This is a genomic window from Tistrella bauzanensis, assembly GCF_014636235.1.
In the GTDB taxonomy this organism is placed as follows: domain Bacteria; phylum Pseudomonadota; class Alphaproteobacteria; order Tistrellales; family Tistrellaceae; genus Tistrella; species Tistrella bauzanensis.
This window is the reverse complement of sequence record NZ_BMDZ01000027.1, coordinates 16,698-35,874: the sequence shown is the minus strand read 5'-3', so window position 1 is coordinate 35,874 and position 19,177 is coordinate 16,698. Positions and strand designations below refer to the sequence as shown.

The 19,177-nt window shown below is 66.1% G+C and carries 7 protein-coding genes; all 7 read right to left on the bottom strand.

From position 1 onward, the window contains the following. Positions 1 to 29 precede the first annotated feature (29 nt). Positions 30 to 1,214 carry a GIY-YIG nuclease family protein gene (locus tag IEW15_RS12350; protein ID WP_188578283.1) on the bottom strand — a complete coding sequence of 395 codons (1,185 nt, stop codon included), beginning with the start codon at positions 1,212 to 1,214 and terminating at the stop codon, positions 30 to 32. Next, complete coding sequence (locus tag IEW15_RS12345; RefSeq protein ID WP_188578281.1) at positions 1,207 to 3,333, bottom strand: DEAD/DEAH box helicase; 2,127 nt, start codon at positions 3,331 to 3,333, stop codon at positions 1,207 to 1,209. The genes IEW15_RS12350 and IEW15_RS12345 overlap by 8 nt, the downstream gene beginning before the upstream one ends. Then, the gene (locus IEW15_RS12340; RefSeq protein ID WP_188578279.1) at positions 3,330 to 6,092 is read right to left on the bottom strand and encodes a class I SAM-dependent DNA methyltransferase; all 2,763 of its coding nucleotides are present in this window, start codon (positions 6,090 to 6,092) and stop codon (positions 3,330 to 3,332) included. The genes IEW15_RS12345 and IEW15_RS12340 overlap by 4 nt, the downstream gene beginning before the upstream one ends. Positions 6,093 to 6,265: 173 nt before the next feature. Further along, the gene (locus IEW15_RS12335; protein WP_188578277.1) at positions 6,266 to 6,577 is read right to left on the bottom strand and encodes a type II toxin-antitoxin system RelE/ParE family toxin; all 312 of its coding nucleotides are present in this window, start codon (positions 6,575 to 6,577) and stop codon (positions 6,266 to 6,268) included. After that, positions 6,574 to 6,834 carry a ribbon-helix-helix domain-containing protein gene (locus tag IEW15_RS12330; protein ID WP_188578275.1) on the bottom strand — a complete coding sequence of 87 codons (261 nt, stop codon included), beginning with the start codon at positions 6,832 to 6,834 and terminating at the stop codon, positions 6,574 to 6,576. The genes IEW15_RS12335 and IEW15_RS12330 overlap by 4 nt, the downstream gene beginning before the upstream one ends. Positions 6,835 to 7,006: 172 nt before the next feature. Beyond that, positions 7,007 to 11,527, bottom strand: coding sequence for a hypothetical protein (locus tag IEW15_RS12325; RefSeq protein WP_188578273.1), 4,521 nt, complete (start codon positions 11,525 to 11,527; stop codon positions 7,007 to 7,009). Beyond that, a complete protein-coding gene (locus tag IEW15_RS12320) occupies positions 11,527 to 19,173 on the bottom strand; it encodes a tail protein X (protein WP_188578271.1) in 7,647 nt (2,548 codons plus the stop codon). Before IEW15_RS12320 ends, IEW15_RS12325 begins: the two co-directional genes overlap by 1 nt. Positions 19,174 to 19,177 lie beyond the last annotated feature (4 nt).

Below are 19,177 nucleotides of genomic sequence, written 5' to 3'. Positions count from 1 at the left end.
CGATTGTCCCTAGTCGTGATTGGCCCCAGTCAGGATGCCGTGGCGACCAGTCGGGCCATGTCCGGATCATAGACCACATCGGTGATCGAGCCGTCGCGGATGCGGCCCACGGCATCGTCGATCACCGGCAGTGGCACCAGAAACCATTCCCGTGGCCGCACCGGGTTGCCGAAGCGGTCGGCGATCGTCAGGTCCAGTTGCGCCGGGGCGAAAATGCGGTGCAGCAGGTTTTCCAGCCGGCGCCGATCGACCCGGCCCAGCCGATAGGTGGCGACAATCTCCACGGCGGCCAGCAGATAGGTGGCGTCGCGCGCCGCATCGGCGATGCGGTCTTCCACCCGGCCACCGGTGACGCCGATCTTGTGGATGAGCGCCCGGTTTTCGGCGATGAATGGATGATCCGACAGGCTGCGCAACACATAGATCGTGCCGCTTTCGATGTCGTCTTCCTGCCAGGTTCCGCCGAACAGCGGGCCGGCGGCGGTCCCGGTCAGCCGCCGCCCGGTCTCGTCCTTGTACAGCGCGCGTTGCAGCGACCGGCGCAGCAGATTGCTTTCGGTGCCATTGCCATAGATCACCCGCAGCCGGGCATCGGTCTTGCCGGCCGGTTGACGGAGTTCCGCGCCGGTTTCCGCGACATAGACCATCTGCCCGCCCAGAATGAACATGTCGCCGGTGTCGATGCGGGCATCGCGCCCGAAGGGCCGGGTCTGGCGGATGCCGGCGGTCAGTTCCCGGTCCGCCAGATCGAACAGCGGCTTGAAGCGGTCGAAATCGGGGCAGGGGGTGCGGTTGGCGATGTCGTCGGCGGCGCGGCGGTCTTCCCGCGTGGCAACGTGTTTCAGAACCGTGATGTCGTCATCGGCGGGCGTGTCGCCGCCCAGGGCGGCCAGCAGCGCGTCATCATCCACGGCCGTGTCCACGGGCCCCGTATCTGCGCCCGCCGTCAGCAGGCCGGGCGTATCCAGCGGTGCCAGCAGCGCGCAGGCATCGGGCAGGCCGCGCAGCCGGTCGAGCCGCACGGCATAGAGCCGCTCGAAGATGTCGCGGTCATCGCCATGCATCGGCGGCCGGCCATGACGGGCATGAAAGGCCAGAATATCCTCGAAGCCGGCGATGATGCGCTCCTCACGCGGGGTGTGCGCCCGCGCCGGCCTGGCCTCGGTCACAGCATCCAGTGCCGCCAGGAGATCGTCGTCGGAAAGCTCAGCCATTCTTTGCCTGCTGCTGCGCGCGATAGCGGGCCAGGGCGGCGACGCCCTCGGCCATGCGTCGTTCCCAGGCATCCTGTGCGGTGATGTCGGGCACCCTGCCGCGTTCCTGTTTGAATTTCAACGCCCGCAAGGCCAATTCGCGGGCCTCGTCATATGGAATGCTCACCCGCCGGGCGCGGATCACTGCCTGCACCTGCCGCAGCGTCGCCTCGTCCATCGCCTTGGCCAGCACGGCATAGGCGGCATCGAACGGGTTGATCCGGTCGATCAGGTCGATATCCAGGTCGCGCACATCCATGGCGATCAGGCGCACGCCGTCGATCAGCGCGGTGTTGGCGCGGGTGGCGTCGCTGGCGGTGCCGCGTTCGGCCAGCGCCTTGCCGTGCTGGGTCAGGTTCAGCGCGGCGATGGCGTGCTGGCGGATCGCTTCATGATCCTCGCCGTCCAGATCGGGATAGCGGTCGCGGACGATCTTGCCCATCCGGGCCTGGGTCAGTTCCTCGGGCAGGGTGTCGTCGCGATCGAACAGGCCGCGTTCCAGCGCGGTCTTGTCCTGCACGAAGGCGGTGATCACCTCGTTCAGATCCTCACGGCAGATCCGGGTCGCCTCGGGGCTGCGCGGTGTGATCAGGCCGTTGATCTCGAAATGGAACTGGCCCGATGCCTCGCTGAAGCCGATATTAGTGCGGCCCTCGACATAGCCGCCGGGGCCATAGTCGAAATCCTCCCGGGCACCGGCATTTTTGGGCGTGAATTCAAAACGCGGCGCCAGCACCTGTTCCATCAGCAGGCTGGCGGCGATCGCCTTCAGCGTGTCGTTGATCGCGTCGGCCACCAGGGTTTCATCGGCATCGGGTTCGGCGATCAGATTGGTGAAGCGGGCATGGGTCTTGCCCGGCGCGTCGCGGGTGGCGCGGCCGATGATCTGGATGATCTCGGTCAGGCTGGACCGATAGCCCACCGTCAGCGCGTGTTCGCACCAGATCCAGTCGAAGCCTTCCTTGGCCATGCCCAGGGCGATGATGATGTCGACAAAGTCGCGGTCCTGGCGCGCGGCCGGGCTTTTCAGCGCCGCCGCCACCTTGTCGCGCTTGGCCGGATCGTCATCGACCAGATCGGCCACCTTGATCATCCGGCCATCCGGCCGTTCGATCAGATGAAAGCCGGTTGCCGGGTCGAGCCCCTTCCAGGTGCCCAGCGCCTCCATGATCGCGTCGACCTCGCGGTGCTTGTCGCGGGTGCTTTCGCGCGAATTGACGCTGGGAATATGAACGATGGTCTTCAGCGCCGGGTCCAGAACCCGGGTGATCGCGTCGAGATAGCGGCCGGTGTAGAAGAAATAGCCGATATCCAGCGCCTTCAGATAGTCATAGCCGTTCAACTGTTCGTAATAGGTATAGGTGACGGTCTCGAAGCGGGCCTCGTCCTGGGGCGCCAGCACCGCCACGGCATCGCCACGGAAATAGGATCCGGTCATCGCCACCAGATGCACCCGGTCCCGGGCGATGAAGGCGCCAAGCTGCTGGCCCAGCACATTGTCGGGATTGCTGCTGACATGGTGGAATTCATCCACCGCGATCAGCCGGTCGTCGAAGGCGGCGATGCCCAGTTCCTCCACCGCGAAGCGGAAGGTGGCATGGGTGCAGACCAGCACCGCATCGCCGCTGGCCAGAAACGCCGCCACCGCCTTGACCTTGCTTTTCGCCACCCGTGCCTCATCGATGCCGGGGGCGTTGCACAGATTCCATTGCGGCCGCACCACCCAGTCGGCCCAGAAGCCATATCGGGTCAGCGGTTCGTCGGCGAAGCTGCCGCCGATCGACCGTTCCGGCACAACGATGATCGCCTGCCGCAGCCCCTGATTGCGCAGCTTGTCGAGCGCTATGAACATCAAGGCCCGCGACTTGCCCGAGGCCGGCGGCGATTTGATCAGCAGATATTGTTCGCCGCGATGGGCATAAACCCGCTCCTGCATCGGCCGCATGCCCATCTCATTGGCGCGGGTCGACACGCCGGTCTGGGCGGTGGTGATCGACACCGCCGGCAGGCTGCGCCGGTTGGTGGGGTTGGCGTCGTCGGCGATGGCGGCGGCGATGCCGGTGATCGTCCCGGTGCTCATGCGGCGCTGCTCCCTTTGGTCTTCTTCTTCGGCCGCGGCGTATCGGCGGTCATTTTCGTATACAGATCGAACAGCTTTTCCAGCCGCTCGGTGTCGTTGCGGAACCGGCGGCCGATATAGATCCGCTCCAGCACCTCGTCATTCTCGTCATGCGCCCGGCGCAGATCATCGGGCATCTTCTCCGGATCATACAACTCGGCGATGGTCGCGGGGAAATGCCCCTCGCGAACCAGCAGGATATTCTCAGCACAGCGCGTGAGATCGGCCTTGTTCTGCTCGGTGAGCTTGGGGACCGGGAAGGTGTTCCAGCCGAGGGTGTTGGAGTAGCGGAAGTCGGTTTTCATCTTGCCGCAGACGGTGGCGATCCAGACGAGGTGTACACGTGATACAATGATTGCCAAATTCCATTGTGGACCATCGTAAATTCCAAATGCTTCGGTAATTATTGCCCTATCTGTCAAGAGTCCGGCGGGTAAATAGGCCCTCTCTTCTGAACTTACGCGAGGAATTATTATCGCGCGTCTGTATTGCGGCGACCGAATCTCTACGAATCGATGTGGGCGATCGCCCCACGCTACAGTCTCTCTTTTTGAGCTATTTCTTCGCGTCTCAGATACTTTACGAAGGCGATCGGCGATCAATGGGCTTTTGACTGCTGTATTTACCATAAGGTCATCAATCCAGAAACAGTACCTTTTTAGTCCTCGAATGAATTCTTGGGCTCCAAATATAGGTCTTATAAATTTAGCTGCAATTAAATCTAAAGTAGGCAAGCTGTCATGCCCTACGAGTAGATGTCCACCATCTTTGGCGAAATTTCCTAAAAGCATCTCCGAGACCATGGATATTGGCTTTGATCTAGCCTCAACATAGACGGAAGGGCCGGCTGTGAGATAGGGTGAGATGTTTTCTACTTCTCGTGATATCTCTCCGTCAAATATCTGTATTTTGTTCCTCACGGAATGCGCAGATAGGCCAACGATAACACAGGTAACGCCAGCGTTATTTGAAGCCAAATTTGACCATTTGAAAGATAAAACAGCAAAGGAAATACGGATGCGATCGAGTACTAGGGGCCAAAACTGCGCAACCTGCATTCCTTGGCAGATAGAATTAGTGGAAACAAGAGCAGACGAGGAAAAATCACAAACAGAAGTATAGTTTGCAGCACTGAATATAAATCCTGCGATATAATCAAACGATCTCCATCGATTTGTTCTATGGGAGAACAGAAATCCCATGTCGGATTTCTGGAGGGCGGATTGCTTTTTGTCGCCAACGTAAGGCGGATTCCCACAAATATAAGTCTCCACCTCGCCACCATCCGCCAGGCCGTTATCCTCCAAGGCCAACCGCCCGGTCGGTCCCGCCAGATCCTGCTCCACCACCACCGTCTTCGCCGGCGGCGGGCAGACCTCCAGCCAGTTCATGCGCAGGGCGTTGCCGGCGTGGATCTGGCCGGTGCGGTGCAGGGGCAGCACCATGGCGCGGGCCTCGTGCTGGCTGATATAGACGCAATCGGCCTGGAATTCGGCGATCAGCAGTGCCAGACGGGCGATTTCGACCGCGAAGTTCTTGATCTCGATGCCGAAGAAGTTCTCAAGCCGGATCACGCTTTTCGGCGCGTCGCCGGTGCGTTGGACGATCTGGTGCTCGATCGCCCGCATCTCCTTATAGGCGATGACCAGAAAATTGCCGGAACCGCAGGCGGGATCGAACACCCGGATGCGGGCAAGGCGCCGGCGCAGGTTGCGCAGCTTGCGGGTGTTGTCGGCCGCGGCGGCAAGCTGGTCGCGCAGATCGTCCAGGAACAGCGGGTTCAGCACCTTCAGGATATTGGGCACGCTGGTGTAATGCATGCCCAGCGCGCCACGCTCGGCATCATCGGCCACCGCCTGGATCATCGATCCAAAGATATCGGGGTTGATCTCCTGCCAGTTCAATTCGCCGGCGCGCAGCAGATAAGACCGCGCCAGCCGGCTGAAGCGCGGCACATCGGTGGCATCGGTGAACAGCCCGCCATTCACGTAAGGGAACTGGTCGGCCCAGGGCCGGAAGCGGCCGGCGGCGCGCCGCGCGGGCGGGGTGTCCATGGCGCGGAACAGCTCGGCCAGCACCTCATGGGTGTTGCCAGAGCGGCTGTCGCTCATCTGTTCGATGGTGCGGGTGAACAATTGCGGCAGGAAGATGCCGGTATCCTCGGCGAAGAAGCAGAAGATCAGCCGCGCCATCAACTGGTTCAGCGCCGGGCGCCGCGCGTCCAGCGCCCAGTCGGGATTGTCCTTCAGCAGTTCCAGATACAGCTTGTTCAGCCGCCCGGTCGCCTTCACGTCGACCGGGTTGTTGCGGATCTCCTTGACCGTCGAAATCCCGGCCAGCGGCAGGAAGAAGGCGAAATGCTCGGCGAGTTTCGGATAGTCGGGGGCGATGGTCTCGCCGCTGATCAGATCTTCGGCCGCAACCGTCTGGCCATCGGTCGCCAGAATGAATTTCGCCCGCGCCGAGGTGGTCTTCGGGCTGTGGCGCAGCGCCTGGAAGGTGGCGTCCACCATACCGGCCGCACAGGTCGCGATGTGAATATTGTTGCGCTGAAGCACGCCACCGGCCACGTCGGATGCGTTGGAATCGCCCTTGCGCAGCCGCTTGATCGTGGTCTCCTTCATGCCGAAGGCCTGAAGGAAGGCGAAGGGGAATTCCGTGGCGTCAAACGGTGCGCCGGCCAGTTCCGATACCGCTTCCTCGATCTCGACCGCGTTCATGCAACCCCTCCAACCCTGACAGACATACCGGCACCGTATGGGTGGCGCCCTATGGGCCGCCTGTTCTGCTACATGATCCGGGGCGGGTTGTCATGGGCTGAGTTGGCATGATGGTGAAAGCGCCGAGACATCTTCTCGCGGCGATCCATGCCGACCTCGCCGCCAGCCATCAGCTATTCCGGCGCATCATCCTTGAAGCGCGCCATCTGGTGCATGCGTTCATGCAGGATCGTCACGATGCCGATATCGCCATTGCGCAGCCGCCGCCAATACACGACATGTCGTTCATACCGGAAATAATAGCCGTCGACGCCGAATTCCGCCGGCACCGGTCTTGAGCGGACGCCATGGCGCTCGATCGCCTCAAAAGCCTGGAACATACCGGTGATATAGTGATCCGCCTGCGCCTTGCCCCACCGGCTTCGTGTATAGCGGTATATGTCGTCGAGCCGGAGGGATGCCGCCTCCTGGATGCGGACCGTCATTCGGCGGTCTGGTTGCGCGCGATGACATCGGCGGCGCTGAGCGGCTTGTAGCTCTCGTCCGGGGCCGCGAAGACGTGGGTCAGTTCCGCCTTCAGGCGGTCGAAGGCGGCCGCTTCCGCGCGCTCCTTGTCACGCCGGATCAGATCGCGGACATATTCGCTGATATTCTCATACGATCCGTCCTCGCCGACATTCGCCGCGACGAAATCGCTCAACGCGCCGCTGAGCCGGACGGTCATGGTTGTGGTGCGAGACATGGCATAGGCTCCAGACAAGGCATCTGTCTTCAATATAATCAATAAATCCGACAATGCCAGAGACATCCGGTCGATCCGCCGGAGTGCCGCGCGAGCCTGGTGGGGGATATGAGGGAGCCACACCGCGCCGGCCGGCACGGTGTGGCGTCCTCAATGTGTGCCGCCCGCCGGCTCACGCGATCGGCGAGACCAGCCGTTGCAGTTCCAGCAGCGGCCGGTCGAGCGCCGGGTCGGTGCTGGAATACATGCTGATGCCGAAGCCCCACAAGCCGCCGGTGGTGACCGGCTGGGCGGCGCTGGCCCAGCTTTCCACCGCGGTGATGATGCCCTGAACCGTGGTTGCCTGATCATAGGTATAGCGCGGGTGCAGGGCCACCGGCAGGAAGGTTTCGATCGGTGTCTCGCCCGGCACCAGCGCATAGCCATAGCGCGCGGCCACCGCGATTTCGCGGCCGGCCGGGTCGTTGTCGAACATGGCGTTGAACACCGCCGTCAGCGGGTTGGTGGCGGGATCGGTGGTCCAGGTGCCGATGGCCAGGCGCTTGTCGATGGTGATCAGCGGCACCAGCGGTTCGGGGAAGCCAAGCTGCGGCGTGCGATAGATGAAGGCGGAACAGGTATCCGGCCCGCCGGTGCCCAGCAATTGCGCATTGCGGATCACCGACACCCCGGCATTGGCGTTCTGGTAATGGGCGATGTGCAGGCCGCCGATGGTGTAGCGGAAGCCGAGCCGGGTGAAGGCCGGCACCAGCTTGTCGGGGTCGTCGGTCGGGAAGCTGTAGACCCGGCTGGTGGCGCCGGGCTCGGCACCGGTCAGCGCCACCGCCACGCCGTCGTCGCGGATCACGGTGATCTCCGGCCAGGCGATGCTGCCATCGGCATCGAGCTGTTGCAGGGTCAGGGTCAGATAGACGTCGATATCCACGCCCTGAACCGTCACCACCCCGGCATCGAGCGTCGCCAGATAGTGATAGAATTCATGCGGCGCGCCGACGGTGAGCGCCTCATCCGCGCCCGTCGCCGCATCCATGCCATTGGCGGCGCGGATCTGTGCCGCCAGACGCCGGGCGCCGGCGGCGGTGCGCGACGGATGCACCAGCCCGGTATTGGCCGGCCGGATGGCGCCCTGTGCCGCGACCATCTCGTCACAACTGCCGACACCCCACCAGGCCGACCACAGCCCGGAAATCCGTGTCGCCAGATCGGCATAGGTGCCGAGCGTGTTGGCGAGCACCGTGTTCGCCGCGGTCGCGTCCGGCCCCTGAAGCCCGGCCAGGATCTGCCACAGCGTATCGCTCGCCGAACCATACTGGGCCAGTGCCGCGAACAGCGTGTCGTCGTCGATGCCCATCCGCAGGGCCATTTCGGGCTGGCGGTTGAATTCCAGCTCGATATGGATCTGGTCCTGCGCGGCGCTCTGATGGGTGTAGGTGAAGACATAGGACCAGTGCACCGCAGCCTCGACCGTGGTCGGGTTGTCGGCGGTCAACGCCTGCTGCGAGACCAGCGCCGGCAGGTCCGGATAGGCGCGCAGCGGCACCGGCACCAGCGGCGCGCCCAGATCGGCGGTGAAGGCGTCGGGCGGGTGCTGGTCGAACACCCGCACGAAGCTCAACCAGTTCGACTTGTCATAGCCCGCAACCACCGGGCTGATGTCGAATTCAATCTCGTTGACGGCATAGCGCGGGTCCAGCGCCACGGCGCGATGCCGCGCCGGCTGGGCCACATCCAGCGGGAACGACACCGTGCCGCTGGTGGTATCGGCAAGCCAGGTCTTGGCATTGCCAAGCTGCGACACCCGCCAGGCATCGGGGTCGTCGCCGGCGGCGGCGCGCTGCCGGCGGGCCGCCTCGTTCAGCGGATCCAGCCGGCCGGCGCCCGACAGCCGGGCGGTGGCGGCCTCTGTCGGTGCCGTGACCGTGGCGGTGAACTGAAGGATCGCCGTGGTGTCATAGGCGGGGCCAAGCTGGTTCAGCAGCCGCTGATACAGCACCTCGCGCGCGGCCGTCCAGGCGGCGCCGCCGATCTCGCCGCCATTTTCCTCCTGCTCCACCAGCACCGGCGACAGCCCGTCGGCGACAGCACAGGCCAGCAGCTTCTTGGCCGCCAGCAGTTGTTCCAGCGCCGACGGCGCCACCCGATAGGCCGGGGCGGCATAGGGTGCCGTGCAGATCAGGTCCATCCCGCTCAACCACGCCCGTGCCCAGACCTCAAGGTCGACGCCCTGATAATCCAGGATCCTGGTATCGCCCCACTGGCCGGTCGCGGGGTCCAGGGTGCGGATCTCGACCCCGCTTTCGGCTTCCAGCGTGTTCGACAGCGGCCGCAGCGCGAAGCTGAACGGCTGCTTGCCCTCAACTCCCTCAAGCTCGCTGGTGGGGGCGATGTCGACCTGGGTGATGCCACCCGGATCGATGAACGACACCGCCCAGATATCGGTGGGCGACGGGTCGCGTTCGGCCGAGAGCACCCGGCCGGTGGCGAGTTTCAGCCCCTCGATCACCTCCTCGATCGCGGCCGCGAAGACATCGAGGGTGACGGCGCCGTTTTCCTGGCGTTCCGGCGTGGCGCTGCGGGCGGCGGCCAGCGGACTCGCCTCCTGCACCACCGGGCCGGGGACGGCATCGGTGCCGCGAAAGGCGGGGTCGACCAGATCGGGATTGCGCGCGAGCGTCACCCAGCTCCGCAGCGGGAAGATCACCCCCGGCACCTGCCAGCCACCCTCACCGAAGGCTGCCGTCAGGGTCGTGTCGACAGGCGGCAGCAGCAGTTGCGCGCCAGCGGCCAGGAAGGCGGTGTCGGGATTGCCCTGTACGACATCGCCGATGGTGACCGCGATCCCAGCGGCGGCGAAGCGGTGCAGGATGGCGTTCATGCTGTCGGCCGCGGCCGTGACGATGGTCGGCGTGTCGGCAACCGGCGAAGGCTTCAAGGTCACACCGGCGGCGATCACGCCCGGCGTCGCGGCATTGGCGCTGAGCACCAGCGTTGCGTCGACGCCATAGCGTGCAACCAGATCGGCGGGCGTTGCCGGCCCGGCCGCGTCCAGCACGGCGGGCGGGCATAGCAGCAATCCGCCCGCCGCCAGCGCCAGCGGATCATCGGCGATGGCGTCGGCGAAATCGATGATGGTCACCGGCGGATCGGCGCGGGCGATGACGTCGTCGAAACTGTCGCCGGCCTCGGTTGCCAGCGGCTGGCCTGAAACGGTGATCGTGCGCCCGCCGGCAACCGTGCCGGGCAGGGCGCGGTTGGCCTGGGTCAGCGCCTGTTCGGGCGTGATGCCGTCGGCGGTGCTGGCTGCCAGGAACAGGGCCGCGATGGCGGTCATGGTCTGGCCGCCGGGGATGCGATAGGGGATGCGCAGATCCGCCGGATCGAGGCTCCAGGCGGCGAGGCCCGCCACCGGCAGCCCGGCGCTGCCATCGGGCGCGGGCGTCATGGGGGCGAGACCGGCATTGTGGCGCAGCAGGTCGCCGGGCTCGATCGCATAGGCGCGGGCGGTGGCGCCGAGCGGGGCGGTGTCGAGCCCGGTCACCGCATCGGCCTTCAGGAACAGCGGCACACCGGCCGGGAACAGGTCGATGGTGGCGGTGTTCAGCCCGGCCAGGGTGGTGGCGTCGATGGTGGTGGTGTTGGTGGCGAGCGTCCAGCCGGCGGCGATGATCTGGCGATCGACGGTCAGGGTCACGCCACTGCGGAACATGCCCAGTGTCTCGGCGCTGGAACCCGCCGCCATCACCGCATCGAACGGCACGCCGTTTTCGGTGAAGGCGAGGGCGATGTCCTCAAACGTCGCATCGGCGCCGGGCTCACCCGTGGCCGGCACCTCGACCTCGATGCCCTGCGCCGAGAACACGAAGCCCGGCGCCAGCAGGCCCGGCCGGTCGGCATTGGCGGTGACCAGGCTGGCGAGCGTGATGTTCAGGGCCAGGGCCAGATCGGCCAACGGCAAGCCGTCTTCGGGCTGTGCCCGTTCGGCCGATGGCACCACCAGCTCGGAACCGGGGTTCAGCGGCAGCACGATATTGTCGTCGTCGCCCAGCACGGCTGCCGGGTCCAGCGGCGCCGGCACCAGTGCCGCCACGGTGCCGCCGGCCTGGAACACCGCGAAAGACGGCACCAGCAGCCCGCTTTCCGGCAGCACCAGCAGGCTGCCCAGCAGGCGCTCGCCCGCGGCCAGACCCAGCGCCTGCCAGTCGAGGCCGTAATGGTCGACCACATCGGCCAGCGTCGCGGTCACCGCCGGGTCGGCGAAGGCGGCGGCAAAGCTTGCGGCGGCGGCCGAGAAGGCATAGCAGCCCGAGACATGGGCGCGCAGGCCGCTGATCGTGGTCGGTAGCGCCACAGGATCGCCGCCGGCCGGCTGGTTGAGCGCGGTGGACAACACCACCTGCATATCCGGCTGCATCACCTGATACCACACCGCGCCAAAGCGGCTGGCGATATCGGTGGCGGTGGCTGCGGCGGCATCACCGGCCGCCACCGGTGGCGGCACCAGCCCGCCGGGCTGCATCGCCACCCGCATCGCCAGCACGGCGCCGCTCTGGCCTTCGGCCGGCGGCTGGATCGCCCAGGATGCCGTGGTCACCGGCCAGGCGGCCACGCCGATCACCGGATCGGTGTAGCCAACGGTCATGTCGACGCTGCCGGGCATGGCCGCGTCGGCCGTAACGGTCATCGCGGCGCTCATCACGCGTCTCCTTCTGCGACCGGTTCCACGCCTTGCGTGGCGGCCGGGCTCGTGCTGTTGCCGAAGATGTCATGGAAGCCCAGCGTCACGGTGGCCGTGGGGGGCGCCGTGCGGCCGGGGGCCGAGATACCGGCATAGGGGTCGCCGGCCGCGGGCGGCAGGCCGGGGATGGTCGGCACGCTCGCCGATTTGGCATAGCGGTGGATGGGGATGATCTGGGCCACGGTCTGGTTGTCGTCGGTGGCATCCTCGGCACGGACGCGCTTCTGCATCCGCAGCGCGTCGATCGGCGCGGTGCCGTCATCGACCTGCCCGTTCACCGGCTGGCCGTCATTGCTGGCCGCGAACACGGCGGTGTCGATCAGATGATAGCCCGTCAGATTATACAGCCGCCGCGCGGTCAGCTCGGGGCTGTCGCCGGTATCGGGCGGGTTGGTCAGCCCCATGGTGAAGCCGACATTGCCCTGTGCCACGGTGGCGCGCCGCACCTGATCGCGATCGTCGGGGGCGGCCACGAACAGGGCGGTCGCCGAGGTGTCGACCGGGTCGGCGACCAGGGCCGCCGTGTTGAAACTGTGCAGCCGCCGCGCCGGGTCGGCACCCGACTGGCTGTCGAGCACCGCCATGATCGTGAACACCGCATTGCCGTCGGGGCCCCAGATCTCGTCGCTGAAGCCCTGGCCGTCGGCATCGGTCATGTCCAGCCAATAGCCGCCGCCGCCGACGACGCTCGCTTCCCAAAGCAGGGTGAGGAAGCCCAGCGCATTCGACAGGGGCGCGAAATACGGTCCCGATGGCGGTGTGTCGCCATCGGCCAGCGCCAGACTGCGCGCGCTGCTGACATTGCCCGACCGGGTCTCGGTCGACAGATTGGTGCGCACCAGATAGGTGGCGTTGCGGTCGATGGTGGGCGATGCCAGCCCGCCGGCCAGACCGGCCGCCGGCGACAACTGGAATCCGAAGAACAGGCTGGCATCGTCGGTGGCGGCGTTGGCCTCCAAGTACTGCCACAATTCCAGCAGCAACTGCCGGCCCGCCGTATCGGCGCCGATCACCTCCACGGTGTGCGGCCGGCCGGGCACGCGGTTGATGGTGATATCCACCAGCGTCGCCCAGGTGAAGCGTTTCATCGCGATCGCCGGCGCGTCGGGGCCTTGTTCCGGGTCTGCCCGGTACAGTTGCCAGGGGCCGGTGTCGGTGCTGGCGGCAAGGCTGGCGAGGTTCGACGTGAACGGCCAGAACGACGGCATGCCGACGGCGGCGGCACCATTGCCAGCACCAAGCGCCGGCAGGTCGGGCCGTGCCGCCACCTGCCACATCACCATCTGCGGCAGGCCGTGGCGGACGGGCACGTCCTGCCACAATTGCAGCGCGGTGGGCGGCGCATACAGAACCGGGGTCAGGGTCGTCGAGGGATAGCCGTCGCCCAGCATCTTTTCGGTCACGGTGATGACCAGATTGTCGGCGTCGTCGACCTCCAGGATCATGCCCGGGCGCAGATGGCCGGCGGCGGCGGCCGGGTTGCGGGCGGCGAAATCCGCGCGGCCGGCGGTCAGCATCGCCATATCGGCATCCGGTGGCGCGGTCTCGGTCGCGACCAGCGTCAGCCAGGGCGTGTCGACGGTCTCGGTGATGGTGACGGTCAGTCGTGCCGTCTCGGGCGGCTGTTCGGTATCAGGGGCGGGGCCGGTGACCTGCTGGCCGACCAGATCATAGAGGCCGCCAAGCACATCGTCATCGTCACTGCCCGGCACCGGCAGGCGCTGGCCATGAAGCATGAACCGCGACACCTGCCCCGCCACGTCGCGCACCGGCGCGTCGGCTGTCAGCGCCGGCATCAGCGTGTCCAGCGTCACCGCCGCCAGCGTCGGCACGATCAGCGGCTTGTCGGCAACTGGCCGGATCAGCCCGGCGACGTCGGCGCCGATGCGGCCGACGGTTTCGATCGCCAGATCATAGGTGGTGGCGAAATCGCGCAGGGTCTGATCGTCAGCCGTGGTCAGCGTGCAGTTGGTCACGGTCACGTCGGCCAGCGGCGCCAGAATATCGGCCGGCGCGACCAGCCCGCGGAATCCGGCGGTCGGAACCGCCGGGTCGGCGGTCGGGTCGGCGACCATCAGCAGGCGCGCGGCCAGCGCCCGCAGGGCTTCATCGGGTTGCAGCGCGGTGTCGGCGGCGGGAATGATCACCGCACCGGTGGTGTAGCCGGGGTTCAGGGCCTGAACGCTGGCAAGCCAGGCGGCGAACAGCGGATCGGCTGTGGGGTTCTGCCACAGCGCGGTCACGGCGGCCAGCAGCGGCAATGTGTCGCCGGCAAGCCGGGTCCAGCTCACCGGATCGGTCAATGTGTCATAGGCAGATGGCAGCATCACGATCGCGGGCAGGCTGCCATCGGCGCCAATGCTGTCGCCGGTCAATTGAACGATGGCCTCGCCATACCAGGCGGATTCGGGCACGGCGGCAACCGCCAGCGTGCCGGCATTGACGCGGACATAGAACAGGGCTGCGGCTTGCGTCAGGGTCAGCGCGGTGGGGTTGGGGAAGCTCGCCTGCGGCAGCGCCAGTGGCGCGCCGGCGCGGGTGATGGTCGGCACATCGAGGGCGGCGATGGTCGCCAGCCAGTCATCGACCACAGCGCCCACCCGGGCGCACAGACCGGCCGCGGTCTCGCCATCCAGGATCTGGGTGTCGAGGGCGGCGGCATGAATGGTCTTGGCGGCGGTCAGCAACCGCTCCGGATTGGCGGCGGCGATGCTCTCAGGGGTCACACCCAGGATGATCGGCAGGATCTGGCCCGGCACCGCCGTATCCAGGGTGTCGGCCAGACCCGGGTTCAGCGCCAGCAGCTCGGCCGTGCCATAGCCATAGGTGGCGGCCACCTGATCGACCGTATCGCCCAGATGCATGACATAGGGCACGGTGATGGTGGGGAAGCCGTCGGCAATCCCGGCCAAAGTGGATGTGTCGTCGATCTCGACGGGGAAGCGCGCGAACAGGTTCTCCGCCGCCTGGACCATGGATTTGGCGATCAGCAGCATGTATTCGCGGAAGATCACCGACGACAGCGGCTCGTTGTCGTCGATCCCGCCGCCGCCATCGCCGCCGTCGGTGCCCATGGGCTGGGGCGACAGTTTGCGGAAATAGGTGGCGATGCGGGCGGCATACGCATTGTCGACCGGCTGCCAGTTGGCGAAGTTGCGGTCGTTTTCGGGCGGCGGCAGGTCGGGGCTGGTCCAGCCCAGCACCGGCGGCATCGGGAAGCTGACACCGCCGATGACATCCGGGTCGTCGCCGGCGGGGATGCCCGACAGCCGGACATCGACATTGTTGGCAAGGAAGCCGTTCAGATTGGTGAACGAGAAACCCTCGGCGAAGGTCTGCGGGCAATCCATCTGGGCGGCGAGTTCCGCCAGATCGCCGGCGGTGAGGGTGGCGGTCTGCGGATCCAGCCCGATGGCCGAAATCGCCCAGCGGAACAGGCCCTCGGCCAGGACTGCGAACGACGTCTCCTGCTGTTCGGCGGCGCGCGCGGTCGCGGTGATGGCGCCGGTGCGGGCCATCAGCAGGGTCTCCGCCTCGACCGGCTGCGGCCCGTCGATCGACAGCATCAGCACGACCTTATAGGCCGGATCGGCGTCGCCAGTGACCGGATCGGCCGAGGGCCAGTCGACCGGCAGATCGGCGATGGTGAAGCCCGGCACCATCCGCACGTCCAGGCGCTCGATCGCGCCGTCGGGATAGACCTTGGCATCGGCCGAGAAGTTCAGCCGGTAGCTGCCATCGGCGCAAGGATCGGTCGCCAGCGTGATGCCGTTGTCGTCGGCCAGCATCGACATCATCCGGGTCAGCGGATGGTCGAGGTCACGCATGTCGCCACCGGCCCGGCGCGCGGCCGCCAGCCGGGCGCGGGTCAGGGTGCGGGTGATCCGGGTCATATCGGCCGGACGGCGGCGATAGCGCGCGCCGACACTGCGCGAGGCATTGCCCAGCGGCGTGATGCCCAGAGCGTCGTACAGCCCGGCATTCCGCCCCAGCGCCGCGCCGCCGGTGCCGCTCGCCGCGTTCAGATTGCGGCCCGACTGGTCGGCCGACAGCACCCAGGGCGTGGTCGAAGCCGAGCCGATGGTGAACGACACGTCCAGGCTGGTCGAGAACGAGAACGAGATCTTGACGAACACGATCTTGATCGACGCCTTGACCCGCACCCCCACGCTCATGCTGATCAGCGTCGGTTTATAGGCGGCCATGGTCAGGGTTGCCGCCGCATAGGCCTCGAAGCTGACATCGATCGAGATGACTTTGAAGTCGACCTTGCCATAGACCTTGCCGACCAGGGCGGCGGTGCCCTGCGCCCAGAAATACATCGCCTTCGAGGCGGCGGCGTCGTTGGGGTGGAACCAGGCGAGCACGCCTTCGAACACCACCTCGACCTGAAGATACAGGCCGGCCTTCAGCGGTCCCTTGTTGAACTCGCGCCCGATACCGACCGCAAGCCCCAGGCCCAGTTCCAGCACCGGCGAGAAGGTGCCGTTGGTGATGGCCGGCACGCGGGTCGAGGTGGCGCCGTTCAGCAGGCCGAAATAGATGCCGCCCTTGCCCAGGAACGGCCCGTATTGCAGGCCGAAGCTGACCGAGAAATCGCGGGCATGGGGAAAGCCCAGATCGACCTTGAAATTGCCGTTGGTGAAGACGTCGACGGTGATGATACCCAGCGTGATCGCGACCACACCGAAATCGAGCTGGCGGAACATGTCCGGCACCTGCAGCCGGGCATGGAACACGCCGATGTCGTCGGTGACCTTCTTGTAGAGCAGTTCGAAACTGAAGCCCGAAAGGCCGCCGGCTTCGGGGCCGGCCAGCGCGATCAGCACGCCATAGAGATTGGGGTCGTTCATCACCAGCTTGACGGTGACGGTGCCCATCAGCGTGATGTCGAGCCCGATCAGCCACTGGCTGTTCTCGTCGAAATGCAGCGTGTTGCCGCTGGGCTGGTCCAGCGGGTTGCGGAACGGGTCGTCCATCGGCGTCAACTGCTGGCGCATCAGCTTGATGACGTCGGCAAGCGAGTCCGGCCGGGTCAGGCCGTCCAGCGTCACATGCTGGCCGAAGCCCATATAGCGCAGGTCGACCAGCGAGTTGCCGGCGCCCGGCACCGCGGGTGGGCTGTCGTTCAGCGCGTCCCATCCCAGCGGCGACATCCCCGGCTCGCGGCCATAATCCTTGCCGAGGAAATTGCCGGTGATCTCGATATTGACCTGCGGCTCGCCCGTCGATCGGTCATAGCGGATGCCGACCGTTTTGATGGTGATGAAACCGAGCTTCAGATTGACGGTGTAGTTCAGCGTCACCGTCTGTTCGGTGGGGTCGATGACCAGGGTGAAATGGCCGAGATTGATGCTGTTCAGGAAGGTCCAGGGCGATTCCAGGCGATAATTGGCGTTGGGATTGGCCAGTGCCGCAAAGCTCTCGATCATCGCGCCCAGCGTGACGCCCTGCATCTCGACCGTCAGCACCTGATGGCGCTTGTCGCCGGTGCCGGTCCATGAGGTGCGGGCCTCCAGGGTGAACTTGTCGAGTTGCAGGCGGAACAGCCAGGTCATCTCGGCCGACAGGAACGACAGCCCGACGGTGACGATCAGGTTGTTCAGCTCGAACGAGCCCTTGACCGACCCTTCATAGATCATCACCGGTGCATCGCCATCGGCCGCGTCGGTGATGACGAGGCTGTGCAGGCGTGGCCGGTTGATTGCCAGACCATCGAGGCGCAGCACATCGCGCGCGGCCTGCATGGTGGGGCCGGTCGCCTTTGGCCGCCGCTTGATATCGGCTTCGGCAATCAGCGCCAGCTTCACGCCCAGGATCTCAGGATCCCAGCGCACCGCCACCGCCGCCGACACCGCATAGGGGTTGCCCGCGGATGTGGAATAGCTGGCCCACAGCCGGGTGAGTTCCAGATCGGGCAGCCAGTCGGGCGCGGTCTGGCCCAGGAAGGCATAGACGAATTCGGTCAGGTTCAGCGTGCCGACCGCCAGCCCGCCCTGAAAGGTCCAACTGCCATCGCCCGGATAATAGGCGCCGGCCGACAGGATGGTCATCTGCTCGCCGCCGACATAGACCCCGGCCATGCCGGCAAGCCCGCCCCAGATCTTCGACGGGCTGACCGTCACCTCGAAGGTGACGTTGTCGAGCGTGAAGGTGACGTCGCCGATCGGGATTTCCCAATCGCCATGGGCGACCAGCGTCGCACCATAGGTCTTGGCGGGCAGCGACGCGCCCATGGTGATCCGGTCGATGATCAGCGAGGCGCTGACCGATGGCTGCGTGCCGGGGAAGAAGACCGACATCGCCGCCGCAAGGTCCAGCTCGATGGCGCCGCGCGTGGTCGCCTCGACCGTCAGATCGGGCAGGCCGACCACCACATCCAGATAGACCGGGTTACCCGAATTATCGGTGACCTCCTGGCCGGGCGGCACCTCGCCGTCGCCGGTCTTGGAGCCGAAGCGCATGGTGCCGAACAGGCTGCCGCTCCAGCGGCTTTTCGGCGTGCCCCACAGCACCAGCCAGCTCGCACCCACCTCCTCGATGCGGATGAACGGGATCGGCAGATCCCAAGGGCTGGTCGAGACGATGGTGGCACCGGTATAGGAAATGCCGGTCGGCAGCGGCAGGTCGCCGCCGGTGGTCTCGATGCCGAAGCGCAGATTAGATAAACCGAAGGCGTCGAGTGCCGCCACACCGGCCGGCAGGCTGAAGGTATCGGGCGTGGTGCCGGGAAAAAGCTGCAACAGCGCGATGATGCCGTCCGACAGGGTCAGCGGCGGATCGATGTTGCCGTCGATGTCCCACAGCGTGTCCGACTGAAGCAGGGGCACCGTCACCACCACGTCATGCGGCCGGCCGGTGTTCACCGTCAGCACCAGAACCAGCAGCACCGCCGAGATCAGCGCCGGCGGCTCGTCCAGGCTGTAGACATCGGTATAATCGGTGGTCAGCGACAGCGAGACCTGTTCCACCCCCATCTTCGGCCAGTCGGTCGAAGCGGTGGGCGAAACCGCGATCAGCTTCACTTTATCGGCGATCGCGGCATCGGCGCGCGGATCGATGGTGCCGTTCAGGTTCAACTGGGTGGCACCCAGCACCGCCGCATAGGGCGCAAGCTTGGTGCCGGTCAGCACCAGATTGCCCGAGAGCACCACCGGCGGCACATCGGCGGTGCCGTCATCGACCGCGGTCACCAGAACGCCGGCCTGTTCCGGCCCCAGATCGCCGATGATCGACGGCCCCAGCATCAGCGTGCCGCCGACATCGGGCGAGGGGATGCGCGAGGTGGGCAGGTCGGGGACCAGCGTCGACAGCACCACCTTGCCACTGGCGGTGCGGGCCAGAAGGCTCATCTCCAGCACGTCGCGCCGGTCGTCGTCGACCGTGCCGACCAGGGTCAGCGTCCACGAGGTGCCATCGGCCCAGGTGATCTTGCCGGTCAGGCGGGCCGCTGCCGACAGACGGACGGGGTCGCCGTCGGTCAGGGGCAGCGCCGTCACCCCCAGCGCCGTGGTCAGCTTGCCCATCAGCGGCAGAATGGTGGCGCTGATCGTGCCCTGGGCGGTGGCCCGGACGAAGGCGTCATACAGGGAGGCGACAGACATGGCG